The sequence below is a fragment of the Polaromonas sp. P2_G11 genome, assembly GCF_056403595.1.
This window is the reverse complement of the sequence record NZ_JBFUFE010000001.1, coordinates 591092-604907: the sequence shown is the minus strand read 5'-3', so window position 1 is coordinate 604907 and position 13816 is coordinate 591092. Positions and strand designations below refer to the sequence as shown.

18 protein-coding genes are annotated in these 13816 nt (G+C 61.7%); 13 read left to right on the top strand and 5 right to left on the bottom strand.

Translation table 11 applies throughout. The features are described 5' to 3' along the window. Positions 1 to 2 precede the first annotated feature (2 nt). Positions 3 to 806, bottom strand: a complete 804-nt coding sequence (kefF, locus tag AC1DWQ_RS03045) for a glutathione-regulated potassium-efflux system oxidoreductase KefF (RefSeq protein ID WP_477668309.1) — start codon at positions 804 to 806, stop codon at positions 3 to 5. Between the two features lie 71 nt (positions 807 to 877). Here kefF and AC1DWQ_RS03040 point away from each other — a divergent pair, with 71 nt between their 5' ends. Beyond that, positions 878 to 1495 (top strand): nucleotide-binding protein, encoded by a 618-nt coding sequence (locus AC1DWQ_RS03040; protein WP_457282227.1) that lies wholly within the window; start codon positions 878 to 880, stop codon positions 1493 to 1495. Between the two features lie 71 nt (positions 1496 to 1566). Next, complete coding sequence (locus tag AC1DWQ_RS03035; RefSeq protein WP_477668308.1) at positions 1567 to 2022, top strand: MaoC family dehydratase; 456 nt, start codon at positions 1567 to 1569, stop codon at positions 2020 to 2022. A gap of 14 nt (positions 2023 to 2036) precedes the next feature. Here AC1DWQ_RS03035 and AC1DWQ_RS03030 read toward each other — a convergent pair whose 3' ends face one another. From AC1DWQ_RS03030 to AC1DWQ_RS03020, 3 genes are all read right to left on the bottom strand, one after another. After that, positions 2037 to 2357: a hypothetical protein gene (locus AC1DWQ_RS03030; protein ID WP_477668307.1), complete on the bottom strand. Its 321-nt coding sequence runs from the start codon at positions 2355 to 2357 to the stop codon at positions 2037 to 2039. A gap of 190 nt (positions 2358 to 2547) precedes the next feature. Next, entirely contained in the window at positions 2548 to 3030 is a 483-nt protein-coding gene (gene trmL / locus AC1DWQ_RS03025) for a tRNA (uridine(34)/cytosine(34)/5-carboxymethylaminomethyluridine(34)-2'-O)-methyltransferase TrmL (RefSeq protein ID WP_477668306.1), read from the bottom strand. A gap of 206 nt (positions 3031 to 3236) precedes the next feature. Then, positions 3237 to 4016, bottom strand: a complete 780-nt coding sequence (locus AC1DWQ_RS03020; RefSeq protein ID WP_477668305.1) for a ComF family protein — start codon at positions 4014 to 4016, stop codon at positions 3237 to 3239. Positions 4017 to 4093: 77 nt separating this feature from the next. Between AC1DWQ_RS03020 and AC1DWQ_RS03015 the strand changes: the two genes are divergently transcribed. The 8 genes from AC1DWQ_RS03015 to AC1DWQ_RS02980 all read left to right on the top strand — a co-directional run bounded on the left by AC1DWQ_RS03015 (position 4094) and on the right by AC1DWQ_RS02980 (position 10700). Next, positions 4094 to 4996: a biotin synthase gene (locus tag AC1DWQ_RS03015; RefSeq protein ID WP_477668304.1), complete on the top strand. Its 903-nt coding sequence runs from the start codon at positions 4094 to 4096 to the stop codon at positions 4994 to 4996. Positions 4997 to 5165: 169 nt separating this feature from the next. Then, positions 5166 to 5666, top strand: coding sequence for a DUF2244 domain-containing protein (locus AC1DWQ_RS03010; protein WP_477668303.1), 501 nt, complete (start codon positions 5166 to 5168; stop codon positions 5664 to 5666). 136 nt (positions 5667 to 5802) lie between these two features. Further along, on the top strand, positions 5803 to 6978 hold the full coding sequence (coxB, locus tag AC1DWQ_RS03005; RefSeq protein ID WP_477668918.1) for a cytochrome c oxidase subunit II: 1176 nt from the start codon (positions 5803 to 5805) through the stop codon (positions 6976 to 6978). A gap of 97 nt (positions 6979 to 7075) precedes the next feature. After that, the gene (ctaD, locus tag AC1DWQ_RS03000; RefSeq protein WP_477666660.1) at positions 7076 to 8710 is read left to right on the top strand and encodes a cytochrome c oxidase subunit I; all 1635 of its coding nucleotides are present in this window, start codon (positions 7076 to 7078) and stop codon (positions 8708 to 8710) included. 21 nt (positions 8711 to 8731) lie between these two features. Then, positions 8732 to 8845 carry a cytochrome oxidase small assembly protein gene (locus AC1DWQ_RS02995; RefSeq protein WP_411883660.1) on the top strand — a complete coding sequence of 38 codons (114 nt, stop codon included), beginning with the start codon at positions 8732 to 8734 and terminating at the stop codon, positions 8843 to 8845. A 40-nt stretch (positions 8846 to 8885) separates the two neighbouring features. Further along, positions 8886 to 9497 (top strand): cytochrome c oxidase assembly protein, encoded by a 612-nt coding sequence (locus tag AC1DWQ_RS02990; protein WP_477666770.1) that lies wholly within the window; start codon positions 8886 to 8888, stop codon positions 9495 to 9497. After that, positions 9494 to 9703 carry a DUF2970 domain-containing protein gene (locus AC1DWQ_RS02985; RefSeq protein WP_477668302.1) on the top strand — a complete coding sequence of 70 codons (210 nt, stop codon included), beginning with the start codon at positions 9494 to 9496 and terminating at the stop codon, positions 9701 to 9703. The genes AC1DWQ_RS02990 and AC1DWQ_RS02985 overlap by 4 nt, the downstream gene beginning before the upstream one ends. A gap of 79 nt (positions 9704 to 9782) precedes the next feature. After that, positions 9783 to 10700 (top strand): cytochrome c oxidase subunit 3, encoded by a 918-nt coding sequence (locus tag AC1DWQ_RS02980; RefSeq protein WP_457282217.1) that lies wholly within the window; start codon positions 9783 to 9785, stop codon positions 10698 to 10700. Positions 10701 to 10783: 83 nt separating this feature from the next. Here the strand turns inward: AC1DWQ_RS02980 and AC1DWQ_RS02975 are convergent, their stop codons facing one another. Next, positions 10784 to 11023, bottom strand: coding sequence for a twin transmembrane helix small protein (locus AC1DWQ_RS02975; protein ID WP_457282216.1), 240 nt, complete (start codon positions 11021 to 11023; stop codon positions 10784 to 10786). 18 nt (positions 11024 to 11041) lie between these two features. Between AC1DWQ_RS02975 and AC1DWQ_RS02970 the strand changes: the two genes are divergently transcribed. The 3 genes from AC1DWQ_RS02970 to AC1DWQ_RS02960 all read left to right on the top strand — a co-directional run bounded on the left by AC1DWQ_RS02970 (position 11042) and on the right by AC1DWQ_RS02960 (position 13808). Beyond that, a complete protein-coding gene (locus tag AC1DWQ_RS02970; RefSeq protein ID WP_477668301.1) occupies positions 11042 to 11794 on the top strand; it encodes an SURF1 family protein in 753 nt (250 codons plus the stop codon). A 101-nt stretch (positions 11795 to 11895) separates the two neighbouring features. Continuing rightward, positions 11896 to 12528 carry a hypothetical protein gene (locus AC1DWQ_RS02965; protein WP_477668917.1) on the top strand — a complete coding sequence of 211 codons (633 nt, stop codon included), beginning with the start codon at positions 11896 to 11898 and terminating at the stop codon, positions 12526 to 12528. Positions 12529 to 12674: 146 nt separating this feature from the next. Continuing rightward, complete coding sequence (locus tag AC1DWQ_RS02960; protein ID WP_477668300.1) at positions 12675 to 13808, top strand: COX15/CtaA family protein; 1134 nt, start codon at positions 12675 to 12677, stop codon at positions 13806 to 13808. Positions 13809 to 13816 lie beyond the last annotated feature (8 nt).

Genomic DNA, 13816 nt, shown 5'->3' with positions numbered 1-13816 from the left:
AGTTATCGAGCCCCCACGCTTTTCACTTCGTGTGCCTTCGGCGTTACGCTGCCCCTTTCACTTTCAATAGGGGCTGCCTGGCCTTGGGGCGGCCCGACGGCCAGCCGCGCAGCGTGTCCGTTCGGCAAGTCGGCCGCAGCTTCTGGCGCAGGCCGATCCTTCATCGGAACCACGCAGGCGGCACATTGCTCCAGGTCTTCCAGTTCAGGCCAGTCGGGGTAGCTTTGCAGGCGCTGGCGGAAGGTTGCGATGTGATCGGTAACGGTTTGCCTGTCAACGCTGTGGGCGCCGTGCAACACCAGAGGCGGCAAAAAACGCATGCCGCACAGCACGGCGCTTTGCTCGTACGGCGGCAGGAAGGCATCAAAAAAGTAGCGGTTGTAGCCTTGTGGGTGATAGGACGTTTCGGGGCCGCCTGTGGTGGCAACCAGCCACAGGTCTTTACCCTGCAGTGCCCGGCCTTTTGCGCCTTCCTCCTCACCTTCGCCGTAGGCCCAGCCGTAGGTGAGCACGTCGTCCAGCCAGAGCTTTTGCAGCGCGGGCATCGAGTACCAATGCATGGGGTGGAGCAGCACCACCAGTTGCGCGCTTTCCAGGGCGGCCTGCTCTTTGGGCACGTCGATGGCGTAGTCGGGATAGCTCGAGTACAGGTCTTGCACCCGGACACGGGGCAGGGCCTTCGCGGCCTCCATCAGCGGGCGGTTGACCCGTGATTCGCGCCAGGCGGGATGGGCTGCAATGACATAAATATCAGGATTTGCCGTGTTGCCCGCCGATTTATCAGTGGTTGTGAGAACTGTGTCCATGCCGTTACCATAGCGGAAAAGCAAGACCAAGAGTTCCCAGGAACGACAAGTTCCAAACCGAGGAGATTCGCATGCCCGTGGTTGTGATCGCCAATCCGAAGGGGGGCGTCGGCAAAACGACGCTGGCCACCAACGTTGCCGGATACTTTGCCAGCCAGGGCCATGCGGTCATGCTGGGAGACGCCGACCGGCAGCAGTCTTCACGGTTGTGGCTGGGGCTGCGGCCGCCCGCCGCCCGGCCGATTGCCACCTGGGATGTGAATGCAGACCTGATCGTCAAACCCCCCAAGGGCACGACGCATGTGGTGCTCGACACGCCCGGCGGGTTGCATGGCTCGCGCTTTAACGATGTCTTGAAGCTGGCCGACAAGGTCATCGTGCCGCTGCAGCCCAGCGTCTTCGACATCTTTGCCACGCGCACCTTCCTGGACCAACTGGCGGAACACAAGCACGCCGGCAAGATGCAGGTGGGCATTGTCGGCATGCGCGTGGATTCACGCACGATTGCCGCCGACAAGCTGCGCAGCTTCGTCGAAGGGCTGGGTTTGCCGGTGCTGGGTTACCTGCGCGACACGCAGAACTACATTCACCTGGCCGCTCGGGGGCTGACGGTGTTTGACGTGGCACCCAGCCGTGTTGAAAAAGACATGGAACAGTGGCAGGGCATCTGCCGGTGGCTTGACCGTTGAACCTCTGAGCATCGCGCCGGTTTGTCGCTGAGCCGACATGCCGTGCCCCTATGTGTCGCTACAGTGGCGGCATGAAAACCTTTGAAACCCTGGCCGACCTGGCCGCCTGCACCGGCCAGGAAGTCGCCGTCAGCGACTGGATCACCATCACGCAGCAACAGGTCAACCTGTTTGCCGAAGCGACGGGCGACCACCAGTGGATTCATGTGGACCCTGAAAAGGCGGCGGCCGGCCCGTTCGGCGGGCCGATTGCCCATGGGTTCCTGACCTTGTCACTGCTGCCGCGGTTTTTCGAGTCGTCGTTTGAGATTGCCGGCTCGCGCATGGGCGTGAATTACGGGCTCAACAAGGTGCGATTTACCGCGCCGGTGCCCGTCGGCAGCCGTCTGCGGGCACGCATGAAACTGCTGGCGGCCGAGGCGATTGACAACGCCGGCATGCAAATGACCTGGGAAGTGACTGTGGAGCGCGAAGGTTCGCCCAAGCCGGTATGCGTGGCGGAATCGCTGGTGCGGCGATACCCCTGAATGTGCCGCTGGCGCTAGATGCGCGTCAGCTGACTGGCCGGCAGCCAGCCCTCAAAAACACCGATCAGGCCGTTGATGCGTTCGGCCGCTTCCGTCTGGGAATGCGCATGTGCGATGCATTGGTGCAGGTCGCTGCGCAGCAGCCACAGGTCGGAAGGGGTTTTGGCCAGGCTGATCTTGTAGATCACCCGTGAGGTGCGCGGATCTTCGCAATCCTGCAAAAGGGTGCGCAGGCTTTCCTGGATCTGCTCGACCGAGAGCCGGTTGGCTGTTTTGGCGGTGCTGGAAAGACGGGACGTGCTGTTGCCGAAAATACGCTGGATGACCATATTCACTGTGTTTTTCCTTCCAGTCTTGTGGACTGGGCGGTGGGAAGGGATAACGCAGGAAGGGCCGGGTAGTGGCAATCCGCACGTTCGGGCCTGCAGCGAGAACTTTAGGCTTGAAGGATTGAAGTTTAGGGTTTTTACCTAGATCCTGGCAAGGGGGCGCCAGTTCAAAGGTTGGCAAAAGCGGACTTATGTCTCATCCGCGCATGCCGGGCGACCCTGAAAACCCGTTTTGCCGCCAGGCCTCAAACACGGTAACGGCCACGGTATTGGAGAGGTTCAGGCTGCGCTGGCCCGGTAGCATGGGCACTTTGAGGCGCTGCGGTGGCGCAAAGGATTCGCGTAACTCTGGCGCCAGGCCGCGGGTTTCGGCGCCGAAAACCAGCCAGTCGCCGGGCAGGAAGCGCGCGTCGTAGACGCTGGCGGAGCCGTGTGTGGTCATGGCAAAGAGTCGGGCTGAGGGTGGTTGCTCACTTTCAAGGAAGGCATGCCAGCTGGCATGCCGCAGCACCTGGGCGTACTCGTGGTAATCGAGCCCCGCCCGGCGCATGTGTTTGTCGTCCATCGAAAACCCCAGCGGTTCCACCAGGTGCAGGCGGCAGCCCGTATTGGCCGCCAGGCGGATGACATTGCCGGTGTTGGGGGGGATCTCAGGCTCGACCAGAACAATATTGAACATGGCTGGATTGTCGTGCGGCGGGCACAGGTGCGTTGGTAAGGGGCTGTTCCCGCCATGTTGCCCCCGCTCGTAGTTATCTTCCAGTGATCGAGAGTTTGATCGGGGGGTTTTGCCAGCAGGGGCCGCGGGACTGGCTTTGCCAGACCGCAGGTGCAGCGCCCCCTCGGGGGGCAGCGTATTACACGAAGTGAAAAGCGTGGGGGCTTTTATTCGGTCCGCGCAAGGACAACGGCGCCAACATGTGCGGCGCCCGCATCCCGCAAGGACTGTGCGGCCGTATACAGCGAGGCGCCGCTGGTCATCACGTCGTCAACCAGCACCACGCGCCGTCCCTGCAGTTCCCCCGTGCGCAGCGGATCCACCTGGAAAGCCCCTTTGACGTTGGCCAGCCGGTCCTTGCGTTTGAGCTGGCTTTGCGGGCGCGTGTGCTTCACCCGCAGCAGCAGGCTGGCATCGGTTTGGCCCTCTGTGCGTGTTTGCCGGGCCAGTGCCACACACAACTCCCAGGCCTGGTTGAAACCGCGCACCTGCAGGCGCTCCGCCGACAGCGGCACCGGAACGATCCAGTCGCCGGGGGTCAGTTCTGCCATGAGCCCGGCTACGCCCGGCGACCGGGCCAGCAGCTTGGCAAAAAAAGCGGCCCAGCCGTGCTGCTCGCCGAATTTGTAGCCCGCAATCAGGGCTGACCAAGGGTAGGCATAGTGCACCGCGGCAAAGGCGCCGTCCAGCGGTGGCGGGTGGCTGACACAGGCGCCGCAGGGCTGCGGCCCAACCCGAAGGCCCATGGAAAGGTCACCGGGCAAGGCGAGAGCGCAGCGTGGGCAGCGCGGGCCGGCCAAGGCAAACCGGGCCACGCAGGCGCCGCACACCTGGCGCGCCGGCCAGCTGCGGCACACAGCGCACTGGCTGGCCAAGCCGGGGAAGGCGCCAAAGCGGCCGGTCGGCCGGGACAGGAATGTGGCGGGAGCAAGCAGGCGTGTGAACACCGTGTCAATATACTCGCGTACCTTCCCCGCTTGCCTCGGCGGGCCCCGCGCTTCCTTTGCCCTTTTTGCTCCCTTTCATGACCCCTACACAGCGCCCACCCACGCTCGACCCGATCGCCGTCAGCCGCTGGGACCGCACCGCTCCACTGGCCTCGCCGTGGCTTCATGAAGAAGTGGCGCGGCGCATGATGGACCGGTTGCAATGGATCAAGCTGCAGCCGCGTGCGTGGGTGCACTGGGGAGCATTGCGTGGAGGGATCCAGGCGCAGGAAAAACTGGCCGGGGCATACCCAAAATCAAGGTGTTTTGTGGTTGAAAGCAGCTCTGGACGTGCGCAAGAAGCTATCAAAAATATAGCAAAACCGTGGTGGAATCCGCGCCGTTGGCTGGCGGCCCCCATACGCTTTGAGGCGCCACCGGCAGGAACTGCCGACATGCTCTGGGCCAACATGGCGCTGCACGAATCGGCCGATCCGCAGGCCCTGCTGGCGCGCTGGCACCAGGCGCTGAAGGTGGACGGTTTTCTGATGTTTTCCTGCCTGGGCCCGGATACCGCGAAGGAGTTGCGCGAGGTATATGCGCAGCTGGGCTGGCCGCCGGCCGGGCATGAACTGACCGACATGCATGACTGGGGCGACATGCTGGTGCAGACGGGGTTTGCGGAGCCGGTGATGGACATGGAGCGCATCACGCTCACCTATGCGACCCCCGCGAGGCTGCTGGAAGACATCAGGGAGCTGGGCCGCAATTTTCACCCGGCGCGGTTTCCTGCCCTGCGGAGCCGGGCCTGGAAGGCGCAGCTTGAAAGCGCGCTGTCCCGCCATCTCGTCAGGGGCGAAGACGGGCGGTTGTCCCTCACCTTTGAAATCATTTATGGCCACGCGCTCAAGGCGCCGCCGCGGATCAAGGTCAGTCCGCTCAGCGCGGTGTCGGTCGCCGATATGCGCAGCATGCTGCAGGGCCAGCGCTCCGGCGGCTAGGTGCCCGGCAGGTGTTGCGCAGCCGCGCCCAATCCCCGGTGTGGATGGGTTTTCAGAAGGGGCGGCAAGGTAAACCCGGCTACAATTCAAAGCTGAATTTTTGGGTATGTTCCCAAGCCTCATGCGGTCAATGCCCAGCGTTAACCGCAGTTTTTTTGAGGGTTGCCACATGCTGCAGCCAACACCAGCGTTTCGTTTTGCCACCTTGCCCGCACAGGGCGCCCACAGCCACGATGCTGTGCTGTGGCTTCTCAAGCGTCACTGTTCACTCACACCGGCCCAATTGGGCTGGCTGTATGTGTCTTTGTGCGGTGTTTCACTGGGTATTGCCGGATTTTTCTGGCTGAAGGGCGCCACCATGGTGATGCCTTTTGCCTGGATCGAGCTGATAGCGGTGGGGGCTGCTTTTGTGGCGTATGCCAGGCATGCGGGCGACGGTGAAAAAATCGTCCTTCAGGGCGAGCGGCTGGTGGTGGAGCTGGAAACGGCAGGGCGCACGGAGCGGGCTGAATTCAACCGCGAATGGGTCCGGATCGAGCCCAAGGATGGGGATGGGTCGCTGATTGAGGTGTCCGGGCAGGGGCGGTCTGTCCAGGTCGGGCGGCATGTACGGCCAGAGCTGCGGCCCGCGCTGGCCCGCGAGATTCGCATGGCGTTGCGGAGTGTTTGACAGTTCCTGAAAGACTTGTGTCAGTTCAGGTGCGGCAGGAGGGCTTGCCGCTAACTTTATAATCAGCCGGTTAATTTGGTCGGTAATTGAAGCAGAAAAAGTGATCACGATGAACGTAAGCAACACCATGAGCAAAATGACACGGCTTGGCATGCAGCATGCAGGCGCAATTCTGGCATCTGCGGTCGCCTGGGTCAGCACCGCCGCTTACGCCGTCAACGACCTGAAGGGCGGCCCGGCCGTCAATCAGCTGAACCTGCATCCGGCTGCCACCAAAATCGCCGCCGAGCAGCAATGGCTGCACTGGTTCATGATGGCCATCTGCCTCGTGATTTTTGTGGCTGTTTTCGGGGTGATGTTTTATTCCATCCTCAAGCACCGCAAGTCGGTCGGCCACAAATCGGCCAATTTCCACGAATCTACTGCTGTTGAAATTGCCTGGACCATCGTCCCCTTCATCATCGTGATCGCCATGGCCCTTCCGGCCACCAAGGTGCTGGTCGCCCAGAAGGACACCACCGCCGCCGACCTCACCATCAAGGCCACCGGCATCCAGTGGAAATGGGGCTACGACTACATCAAGGGCGAAGGCGAAGGCATCGGCTTTGTCTCCACACTCGACAACACGCACCGCGAAATGTCCGACAACGGCGGCCCCAAGGCCGGCGAAGCTCCCGACAACTACCTGCTCAAGGTCGACAACCCGCTGGTTGTTCCCGTCAACAAGAAAATCCGCATCATCACCACCGCCAGCGACGTGATCCACGCCTTCGCGGTGCCGGCCTTCGGCATCAAGCAGGATGCGATCCCCGGTTTTGTGCGTGACACCTGGTTCCGTGCCGAGCAAGTCGGCGACTTCTACGGCCAATGCCAGGAACTCTGCGGCAAGGAACACGCCTACATGCCCATCCATGTGAGGGTTGTGTCTGCAGCCGATTACAGTGCATGGGTCGCGATCAAGGCCAAGGAAGCCGCAGCCAAGGCGGATGATCCTTCCAAAGTCTGGACGCTGGTTGACCTGAAGGCGCGCGGTGAAAAAGTGTACGCTGCCAATTGCGCCGCCTGCCACCAGGCCAACGGCAAGGGCGCTGGCCCGATCAAGCCGCTGGACGGCTCGCCGATTGTTCTCGACGCAGACCACAAGAAGCAGATCCAGACCGTGCTCAATGGGGCCGCCGGTGGCGCCATGCCTTCCTGGAAGGCGCTGAGCGACACCGACCTCGCCGCCGTGATCAGCTACTCCAAGAACAACTGGTCCAACCAGACCGGCCAGATCGTCCAGCCTGCTGAAATCCAGGCGGCTCGCAAGTAAGCCTCAGGCGTTACCCGCAGATTCCATCATTTCGCCGGCGTGACCTTGCCGGCCGCAAAAGACAAGCTACAGGCACAAGCCACCAAAGGAAGCCAAGATGAGTGCAGTTCTAGACCATCACGATCACGCACATGATGACCACGATCACCATGCCCCGACGGGCTGGCGTCGCTGGGTGTTTGCGACCAACCACAAGGATATTGGCACGCTGTACCTGTTGTTCAGCTTCTTCATGCTGATGTTCGGTGGCGTGCTGGCCCTGCTGATCCGCGCGGAGCTGTTCCAGCCCGGCCTGCAACTGGTCAACCCCGAACTGTTCAACCAGCTCACCACCATGCACGGCCTGATCATGGTGTTCGGCGCCATCATGCCGGCCTTCGTGGGTTTCGCCAACTGGATGATCCCGCTGCAGATCGGCGCGGCTGACATGGCTTTTGCCCGTATGAACAACTTCAGCTTCTGGCTGTTGATCCCGGCGGGCATCATGCTGGTGGGGTCGTTCTTCATGCCTGGTGGCGCACCCGCCGCGGGCTGGACGCTCTACGCGCCGCTCACGTTGCAAATGGGCCCGTCCATGGACGCCGGTATTTTTGCGATGCACATCCTGGGTGCTTCGTCCATCATGGGTTCGATCAATATCATCGTCACCATCCTCAACATGCGCGCTCCCGGCATGACGCTGATGAAGATGCCGATGTTCTGCTGGACCTGGCTGATCACCGCCTACCTGCTGATCGCCGTGATGCCGGTGCTCGCAGGCGCCATCACCATGACGCTGACTGACCGCCACTTCGGCACCAGCTTCTTCAACCCCGCCGGCGGTGGCGACCCGGTGATGTACCAGCACATCTTCTGGTTCTTCGGCCACCCCGAGGTTTACATCATGATCTTGCCGGCCTTCGGCATCATCAGCCAGATCATCCCGGCTTTCTCGCGCAAGCGCCTGTTTGGCTACGCCTCCATGGTGTACGCCACTGGCTCCATCGCCATCCTGAGCTTCGTTGTGTGGGCGCACCACATGTTCACCACCGGCATGCCAGTCACGGGCCAGCTGTTCTTCATGTACTCCACCATGCTGATCGCCGTGCCCACGGGCGTGAAGGTGTTCAACTGGATCGCCACGATGTGGCGCGGCTCCATGACCTTTGAAACCCCCATGCTATTTGCAGTGGGCTTCATCTTCGTGTTCACCATCGGCGGTCTGACGGGTGTGATCCTTTCGGTCGCACCGATCGACACGCAATTGCAGGACACTTACTACGTGGTGGCTCACTTCCACTACGTGCTGGTGGCTGGTTCGCTCTACGCCCTGTTTGCCGGCTACTACTACTGGTCGCCCAAATGGACCGGCGTCATGTACAACGAAACCCGCGGCAAGATCCACTTCTGGTGGTCGCTGATTTCCTTCAACGTGACCTTCTTCCCGATGCACTTCCTGGGCCTGGCCGGCATGCCGCGCCGCTATGCCGACTACCCCATGCAGTTCGCGGATTTCAATGCCGTGGCCAGCGTGGGCGCGTTCTTCTTCGGATTTGCCCAGCTGTACTTCTTCCTGTTCATTGTGGTTCCCACGATGCGCGGCAAGGGCGCACCTGCCAGGCAGAATCCCTGGGTGGACGAAGGCGGCAAGGGCGCCGAAGGTCTCGAGTGGGAAGTCCCATCGCCTGCACCTTTCCACACCTATGAAACACCGCCCAAGCTGGATGCCTCGGCAACCCGCGTGATCGGCTGATTGAACTCAACGGTAATCGCCATGACGACACCCGAACAAAAGAAGAGCAACCTGAAGCTGGCGCTGATCCTGGCTTCGGTCGCGCTGGTCTTTTTTGCCGGCTTCATGGCCAAGATGATTTTCCTGAGCCATTGAGCAGCCAGGTCGACCTCAGTCTCAAACCAGTACCGATGTGATGCGGCTCAAGCGCGAAAACTTCAACATGATGGGCAAGCTGGCCGTGATCGTGCTCGGCATGTTCGGCTTCGGTTATGCGCTGGTGCCCATCTACAAGGCGATTTGCGAGATGACCGGCATCAACGTGCTGGCCCTGTCCGACCGCCAGATCCCTGGTGCGACGCCCAATTTGCCGGCCAATACGCAGGTAGACCGCACGCGCACCATCACGGTTGAGTTTGATGCGAACACGCGCGGCCCCTGGCATTTCAAGCCCGCGCAGAACACGCTGCAGGTTCACCCGGGCGAGCTGACCACTGTGATGTACGAATTCCAGAATGTGCAGGACCGAACCATGTCCGCCCAGGCCATCCCCAGCTACGCTCCCGCGCAGGCCGGTGCGCATTTCAACAAGCTTGAGTGCTTCTGCTTCAGCCAGTACACCCTGGCGCCCGGTGAGAAAAAGCAGTGGCCTGTGGCCTTCGTGATCGACCCGAAACTGTCGAAAGACGTGAGCACGATCACGCTGTCCTACACCTTCTTTGAAGTGGGCGGCAAGACGCCGGCTGCGCCCGTCACGCCCAAGGCAACGACTGCCGCCGTACCACCTGAAAAACAGGCAGGCGCATGAGCATGGCCGCAACCCCCCGCAAACCCTCTTTTTGGCGCACGGTCAAGGCTGTGGCCTGGTCCTTTGTAGGCCTGCGTGCACGCGGCGACTACGAAGAAGACGTGAGGAATTTGAGCCCTCTCCACATCATTGTGGTCGGGCTGATTGCCGTGGTCGTGTTTGTCGCAGTCCTGGTGCTGCTGGCGAAGTGGATGGTCGCGCGCTAAAGCGCGGCATCCTCACAATGCCCCACGGTACAAGTTAAAAGATTATTTGGAAATTCGAGAGAAAAACAGGAGTCGAGCGATGTCATCAGCAACCCACGGGTCAACCCCCCACTACTTCGTCCCCAGCCCATCGAGCCATCCGGTGATGGCATCTATCGGCCTGTTTTTTGTCATCTTGGGCGCCGGCCAGTGGATCAATGGCGCCGACTGGGGCAAATGGTCGTTGGCCTTCGGTATGGTGTGGTGGTTGGTCACGTTGTTCCGCTGGTTCAGCCAGTCCATCGCCGAAAGCGAAGGCGGCATGTACGGCCGCAAGATCGACATGTCCTTCCGCTGGAGCATGAGCTGGTTTATTTTCTCGGAAGTGATGTTCTTCGGTGCCTTCTTCACCGCGCTGTGGTGGGCCCGCTCGCACTCCTTGCCCGCACTGGGTAGCCTGGAAAACGCGTTGCTCTGGCCTGATTTCAAGGCGGCATGGCCGTCTATCGTGCCCGGCGCCACGACATCGCCCGCCGACATCGTCGAAGCATTCACGGCCATGAAGCCGCTGGCAATTGGCGGCGGCATCTGGGCTAGCATCATGGGCTCCCTGCCAACGGTCAATACGGCACTGCTGCTGAGCTCCGGTGTCACCATCACCATCGCCCACCACGCGCTGATTGAAGGCAAGCGTGCCCGCACCATCGCCTTCATGTGGGCGACGGTTGCGCTCGGCGTGGTCTTCCTGTTCGTGCAGGGCTATGAGTACTTTCATGCGTACCACGAGATGAACCTGAAGCTGTCTTCGGGCGTCTACGGCTCGACCTTCTTCCTGCTCACGGGCTTTCATGGCTTTCACGTGTTTGTCGGCATGCTGATGCTGCTGTTCATCACGCTGCGCCTGCACAAAGGCCATTTCACCCCTGAAAAGCATTTCGGCTTTGAAGGCGCTGCCTGGTACTGGCACTTTGTGGATGTGGTGTGGCTGGGCCTCTACATCCTGGTGTACTGGTTGTAAGGGAACCAACAGCGGCTCAGGCCGCTCAACCAAAGGCCGCTTGATGCGGCCTTTGTTCTTTATTCCGCCACTCAGAGTGGCTGTTATTTACCAGCAGGGATGCCGGTGGGCTGGATATAACCAAGCTTCCACGCAATCAGAATGCAAACAAACAGCAACACAGAAAACCCGATACGGAACGCCAGTGCGCGCGCCATGTTGCTGTTTTTGCGTTTGCTGCTTTCGGCGCCTTCACTGCCCTTGCCGCCCCTGAGCATGAAAAACAGTGCGGAGGCCAGGCTGGCAAAAATGGCGATAAACGCCAGTGCGATCAGGTAAGTCATGAACAGGATTATCGGCTCATGACAAGTGCTTTGCACTCCCCTCGCTTCTGGATTCTCACGGTGGCCGCACTGGTGGTGGCCGGCACAACCTTTTCGCTGGGCCAATGGCAGCTGCGCCGCGCCGCGCAAAAGGAAGCATTGCAGGCAGCTGTCGATTCCAAAGGTGGGCTTCCCGCGCTGGATGTGCGTTCGCTGCTTGCCAGCCAGCGCCTCGCTGATGACATTCACCGGCCAGCCATCCTCAAGGGAAGCTGGCGCGCCGAGCACACGGTGTATCTCGACAACAGGCCCATGAGCGGCAAGACGGGTTTTTTGGTGGTGACGCCGCTGGTGCTGGAGGGCAGCCCGCAGGCCATCCTGGTGCAGCGTGGCTGGGTACCGCGCAACTTTGCCGACCGTACACGCCTTCCGGAGGTCACCACCCCGCCAGGCATCGTGACAGTTGAGGGCCGTATGGCCCCGCCGCCTTCCAGGCTCTATGAGTTCCAGGGTGCCGAGGGTGGGCGCATACGGCAAAATCTCGACTTGCCTGCTTTCCGGGCGCAAACCGGCCTGCCGCTGCTGGATGTCTCACTGCTGCAGACCGGTGCGCCCAGCGAAGGCCTGCTGCGTGAGTGGGCCGCGCCCAACCTGGGCGTGGACAAGCACTACGGTTATGCCTTCCAGTGGTTCGGCCTTTGCGGTCTGGTGGTTCTTTTGTATGGCTGGTTTCAGCTGGTCCTTCCTTTTCGTACCCACATGCGCGGCAAACGCCGCGATCAATTGCCGTGACAAACGATACGCCTGCTACCCCTCATACCCCTGATACTCCTCCCGTCCACGCTGCTGCAGCCGGACTGCAAGACCAGCCCCTGGGTCTGACCGTGCATGCCATGCCTGTGCTGGATCAGTCCAGTACGCGCGCGCCCAGCACCGTGGCAGGCCGCTGGAAAATGCTGGCCGTGCTGTTGGTGTGCGCGGCGCCGGTCATCGCGTCTTACGTCACCTACTACCTGATCCGGCCCGAAGGCCGCCGCAACTTTGGTGAGTTGATTGACCCGCAGCGACCCTTGCCGCCGCTGGCCACTCGCTCGCTGGACGGCCGCGCCGGCACGCTGACGGCACTGAAGGACCAGTGGCTGCTCATCAGTGTGGCCGGCGGCGCCTGCGGTGCGCGGTGCGAGCAGAACCTGTATTTCCAGCGCCAGCTGCGCGAGTCCCTCGGCAAGGAAAAAGAGCGCCTGGACCGCGTCTGGCTGGTGGTGGACGAAGCGCCGGTGCGTGATGCCTTGCTCCCCGCGCTGGCTTCGTCGGCGGTGCTGCGTGTGGCGCCAGCTGAACTCGCGAAGTGGCTGGAGCCCGCTGCGGGCCAGCGGCTGGAGGATCATCTCTATCTGGTCGACCCCATCGGCAACTGGATGATGCGTTTCCCGGCCGACATGGACGTCGCCGCCGCCGCCAAGGCCAAGCGCGATCTGGAACGCCTGCTGCGTGCCTCGAGCAGCTGGGACAAAGAAGGCCGGTGAATATGGCCCCCACGCTTTTCACTTCGTGTAATGCGCTGCCCCCCGAGGGGGCCGCTGCGCCTGCGGTCTGGCAAAGCCAGTCCCGTGGCCCCTGCTTGGTTGGATACCTCCAGGGCGTTGCGGGCTCCAGTTTTCATTAATCAATCATGGCTGCGCAAAATCTTTACGACCTGAGTCCCGCCCTGCGCCTGATGATCATGGGGCTGGTGGTGGCGCTGGGGCCTCTGGCCTGGGTTTGGGTGCACAACAAGAATGCGCCGGTGGCGCAGCGTTTGCGGGTGCTGACGCTGGTGACACTGTTCCTCACGTTTGATCTGGTGATCTTCGGCGCGTTCACGCGGCTCACTGACTCCGGTCTGGGATGCCCCGACTGGCCTGGTTGTTACGGCAGCGCGAGTCCGGTTGGCGCGCAGATGCACATCGAAGCTGCGCGGACTGCGATGCCGACCGGCCCAGTCACGCATTCCAAGGCCTGGATCGAGATGATCCACCGCTATCTGGCGACCGGCGTTGGCGTGCTTATTCTTACGCTCGCGGTGACAAGCTGGCTGGAGCGCAAGCGCACACCTGTCTCATTTTGGTGGCCTGCTGTCACACTGATCTGGGTGTGCCTGCAGGGCGCGTTCGGCGCGCTCACCGTGACCATGAAGTTGTTTCCGGCCATCGTCACGCTGCACTTGCTGGGGGGCTTGGTGTTGTTGGCCTTGTTGCGTGCGCAGGCTGTGCGGTATGCGCAGGTGCACGGCGCCAACGCTACGACGCTTTCTGCCGGCTTGCGCCTTGCCGTGATCGCTGCCTTCGCCTTGTTCTGGGTGCAAATTGCCCTGGGTGGCTGGGTCAGCACCAACTATGCCGTGCTGGCCTGCACAGATTTTCCGGGTTGCCAAGGTTCACTCTGGCCGGCCATGGACTTTCGCCAGGGCTTCACGCTGTGGCGCGAACTCGGTGCGGGCCATGACGGCGCCAATATCAGCTTTGAGGCGCTCACCGCCATTCACTATGTGCACCGCCTGGTGGCCTATCTCGTGTTTGCCGTATTCCTCGTCCTCGCCTTTTGCCTGCACCGCATGTCCGCGTATCGCTTGTCCGCGCGATGGTTGGCCGGGCTCATCCTGCTGCAGGCTGTCACGGGCATCAGCAACGCCGTACTGGGCTGGCCCCTGTTCGCTGCGGTCATGCATACCGGCGGTGCGGCAGCCCTCGTCATTGTGCTCAGCGGCGTGGTCTTTTCCAGCCGCAGCGGGACCTTCGCAGCACATGCGTCAAAATTGAATGCCTAGCGACTTCC

Coding starts and splice junctions, on each gene's coding strand:
- trmL (WP_477668306.1), bottom strand. CDS start 3,030: ATGTTCAATATTGTTCTGGTCGAGCCTGAGATCCCCCCCAACACCGGC.
- AC1DWQ_RS02995 (WP_411883660.1), top strand. CDS start 8,732: ATGACGACACCCGAACAAAAGAAGAGCAACCTGAAGCTGGCGCTGATC.
- AC1DWQ_RS02960 (WP_477668300.1), top strand. CDS start 12,675: ATGGCTGCGCAAAATCTTTACGACCTGAGTCCCGCCCTGCGCCTGATG.
- AC1DWQ_RS02980 (WP_457282217.1), top strand. CDS start 9,783: ATGTCATCAGCAACCCACGGGTCAACCCCCCACTACTTCGTCCCCAGC.
- AC1DWQ_RS02990 (WP_477666770.1), top strand. CDS start 8,886: ATGCGGCTCAAGCGCGAAAACTTCAACATGATGGGCAAGCTGGCCGTG.
- AC1DWQ_RS02975 (WP_457282216.1), bottom strand. CDS start 11,023: ATGACTTACCTGATCGCACTGGCGTTTATCGCCATTTTTGCCAGCCTG.
- AC1DWQ_RS03035 (WP_477668308.1), top strand. CDS start 1,567: ATGAAAACCTTTGAAACCCTGGCCGACCTGGCCGCCTGCACCGGCCAG.
- AC1DWQ_RS03015 (WP_477668304.1), top strand. CDS start 4,094: ATGACCCCTACACAGCGCCCACCCACGCTCGACCCGATCGCCGTCAGC.
- ctaD (WP_477666660.1), top strand. CDS start 7,076: ATGAGTGCAGTTCTAGACCATCACGATCACGCACATGATGACCACGAT.
- AC1DWQ_RS02970 (WP_477668301.1), top strand. CDS start 11,042: ATGACAAGTGCTTTGCACTCCCCTCGCTTCTGGATTCTCACGGTGGCC.
- kefF (WP_477668309.1), bottom strand. CDS start 806: ATGGACACAGTTCTCACAACCACTGATAAATCGGCGGGCAACACGGCA.
- AC1DWQ_RS03010 (WP_477668303.1), top strand. CDS start 5,166: ATGCTGCAGCCAACACCAGCGTTTCGTTTTGCCACCTTGCCCGCACAG.
- coxB (WP_477668918.1), top strand. CDS start 5,803: ATGACACGGCTTGGCATGCAGCATGCAGGCGCAATTCTGGCATCTGCG.
- AC1DWQ_RS03040 (WP_457282227.1), top strand. CDS start 878: ATGCCCGTGGTTGTGATCGCCAATCCGAAGGGGGGCGTCGGCAAAACG.
- AC1DWQ_RS02965 (WP_477668917.1), top strand. CDS start 11,896: ATGCCTGTGCTGGATCAGTCCAGTACGCGCGCGCCCAGCACCGTGGCA.
- AC1DWQ_RS02985 (WP_477668302.1), top strand. CDS start 9,494: ATGAGCATGGCCGCAACCCCCCGCAAACCCTCTTTTTGGCGCACGGTC.